Raw genomic sequence first — 2,113 nt, forward strand, 5'->3', positions numbered from 1 at the left:
GTTGGCGACGTCGCTCGCCTCGGCGCGCGTCGGCCGCGGCCCCGCGGCGTCGAGCCGCGCGAGCGCGCGCGCGACCTCGACCAGGCGGCCCATCCCGTCCGCCGCCTCGCGCAGCGCCGCGACGTGCCCCGCCTGCTCGGCGTCGAGCGGGGTGCGGGCGAGCAGGTCGAGCAGCGCGGCCATCCCCGCGAGCGGGGTGCGGAGGGCGTGGGAGACGGCGGCGAGGGGAGGGATCACGGGTACGGCGCGGTCAGGTAGGGCGTGGTCAGGAAAGGCGTGGTCGGAAGCGGCGTGGTCCGGTACGGCGTGGCCGTCACCTGTCGGTGTTGGCTATCGCAGTACCGGACCACGCCCCATCAGACCACGCTGGATCAGACCACGCCGTCTCGGTCCCTTACTTGAAGATCTCGTCCGCGACCGCCTGCCGCTGGTCGGCGTTGCGGGTCGTCGCGTTCGGGTCGAAGGTGCGCGCGTCCGGCGACTGCGTGCCGGCGCGGACCATCACGGTCGCCGGGTCGAACAGCTTGGCGATGTTCAGCAGGCGGCTCTCCATGTCGGTGAGCACGCTCGACGCGTACGCCAGCTGCTGCGTCGTGATGTCCTGGAACTGGAGGCACCCCATCATCCCGAAGATCTCCTCGCGCAGGAGGTCGCGGGTGTGCTGCCCCTTCTCCTTCTCCCCCGCCGCGTCGGCCGCGTCGAGGTCGTCGATCATGTTCTGCGCGCGGTCGAGCGCGTCGAGGATGTCCGTCGCCGCCACCTCGGTGGCCGACGTGACCTCCTTCAGCTTCTCGCTCGTGTGCTGCAGCTTCTCGACCGTCGCCGTCTCGAGCGCGTCGCGGCTGTCGCGCAGGTTGGCGAGGACCGCCTGGATCTCCTGGTTCGCGCGCTCGAGGATGAACGGCAGGGCGGCGAGGCCGACCGGCTGCCCCTCGGGCTGGTTCAGGAGCGCCCGCAGGTGCATCGCGGCGGGGTGCTCGGTCGGCGAGACCGGCTCGTCGGGGCGCAGCGCGGTCAGCTCGTGGTCGACCAGGCGCAGCGCGGCCTCGGTCTCGTAGAGGACTTCGTGGCGGGCGGCCATGGTCATCACCCGGCCGCGACGCTCATGAGCGCGTCGATCTTTTCCTTCAGGATCTGCGGCGTGAACGGCTTGACGATGTAGTTGTTCACGCCCGCCTCCATCGCCTCGATGATGTCCTCGCGCACCGACCGCGCGGTCACCATGAGGATCGGCACCTGCTCGCCCTTCTCGCGCAGCGCCTTCGCCAGCTCGGTCCCGGTCATGTTGGGCATGTTCCAGTCCGTGATGACGAACTTGATGGTGGCGTCGTAGCGCTCGAGCGCCTCCTTGCCGTCGCCCGCCTCCACGATGTCCGTGAAGCCGATGCGCTGGAGCGAGTTCACGACGATGCGCCGCATCGTGGACGAGTCGTCGACGACCAGGAACTTCATGGGTAATTCCTCGGGGGACGCGTCGGGACGCGCCGGGGGCGGGCGGCCGCGACGCGGGGGGCGCGGCCGGGGGATTGGTGGGGCGTGGCGGGCGCGGCGTCGCGCGCCCGGCCACGGGGTCAGACGTCGCCGCTCTTCAGGATGCGCTGCGCGACCTGGTCGACGACCTGCACCGAGTTGTAGGCGCCCTCGAGCACCTTCTGGCGCAGCTCCGCCAGGCGCTCGGCGCTCGCCGAGCCGGTGCGCTCGCCGCCCTCGGTCCCGGCCAGCGCGCGGCCGGCGTCGGAGATCTGGACGGAGTCGCTGCGCGCCGCGCGGGCCGCCGGGGCGGCGGGCGTGGCGGGCGTCGCGCCCTCGCCGGTCCCCGGGGCGGGGGTGGCGCGGGTGGCCGGCACGGCCGGACCGTAGGTGTTGCCGATGTTGCGAATGCTCATGTTGACTGGCCTCCTTGGCCCAGATTATCGGCGGGCGGCGCGGAAACTTGAACGCTGGCCTGCGTCGTCACTAGAACCGCAGATCGACGCCGCCGGGCGTCCGCCCGGCACCGCCCTCCGCCCCGGAGGCGCGCGCCGCGCGCCCGGGGAACTGCCCGGCGAGGGCGCGGCCGACCGCGTCGGCCCGCGCCTCCACCAGCCCGCGCTCCAGCGCCCGCAGCGGCGCC

4 protein-coding genes are annotated in these 2,113 nt (G+C 73.1%); all 4 read right to left on the reverse strand.

Annotated features, from left to right (window positions below):
* A partial coding sequence (locus PYV61_RS24600; protein WP_275836520.1) for a histidine kinase dimerization/phospho-acceptor domain-containing protein occupies nucleotides 1-237 on the reverse strand: 237 nt, incomplete at its 3' end.
* 157 nt (nucleotides 238-394) lie between these two features.
* Nucleotides 395-1,081: a hypothetical protein gene (locus PYV61_RS24605; RefSeq protein WP_275836521.1), complete on the reverse strand. Its 687-nt coding sequence runs from the start codon at nucleotides 1,079-1,081 to the stop codon at nucleotides 395-397.
* Between the two features lie 5 nt (nucleotides 1,082-1,086).
* Complete coding sequence (locus PYV61_RS24610) at nucleotides 1,087-1,452, reverse strand: response regulator (RefSeq protein WP_275836522.1); 366 nt, start codon at nucleotides 1,450-1,452, stop codon at nucleotides 1,087-1,089.
* A 119-nt stretch (nucleotides 1,453-1,571) separates the two neighbouring features.
* Entirely contained in the window at nucleotides 1,572-1,886 is a 315-nt protein-coding gene (locus PYV61_RS24615; RefSeq protein WP_275836523.1) for a flagellar biosynthesis anti-sigma factor FlgM, read from the reverse strand.
* Between the last annotated feature and the right edge of the window lie 227 nt (nucleotides 1,887-2,113).

The sequence above is a fragment of the Roseisolibacter sp. H3M3-2 genome (assembly GCF_029211165.1).
Taxonomy (GTDB): domain Bacteria; phylum Gemmatimonadota; class Gemmatimonadetes; order Gemmatimonadales; family Gemmatimonadaceae; genus Roseisolibacter.

Excerpts from the sequence above, each read along its gene's own strand:
- PYV61_RS24615 (WP_275836523.1), bottom strand. The coding sequence starts at position 1,886 with ATGAGCATTCGCAACATCGGCAACACCTACGGTCCGGCCGTGCCGGCC.
- PYV61_RS24605 (WP_275836521.1), bottom strand. The coding sequence starts at position 1,081 with ATGGCCGCCCGCCACGAAGTCCTCTACGAGACCGAGGCCGCGCTGCGC.
- PYV61_RS24610 (WP_275836522.1), bottom strand. The coding sequence starts at position 1,452 with ATGAAGTTCCTGGTCGTCGACGACTCGTCCACGATGCGGCGCATCGTC.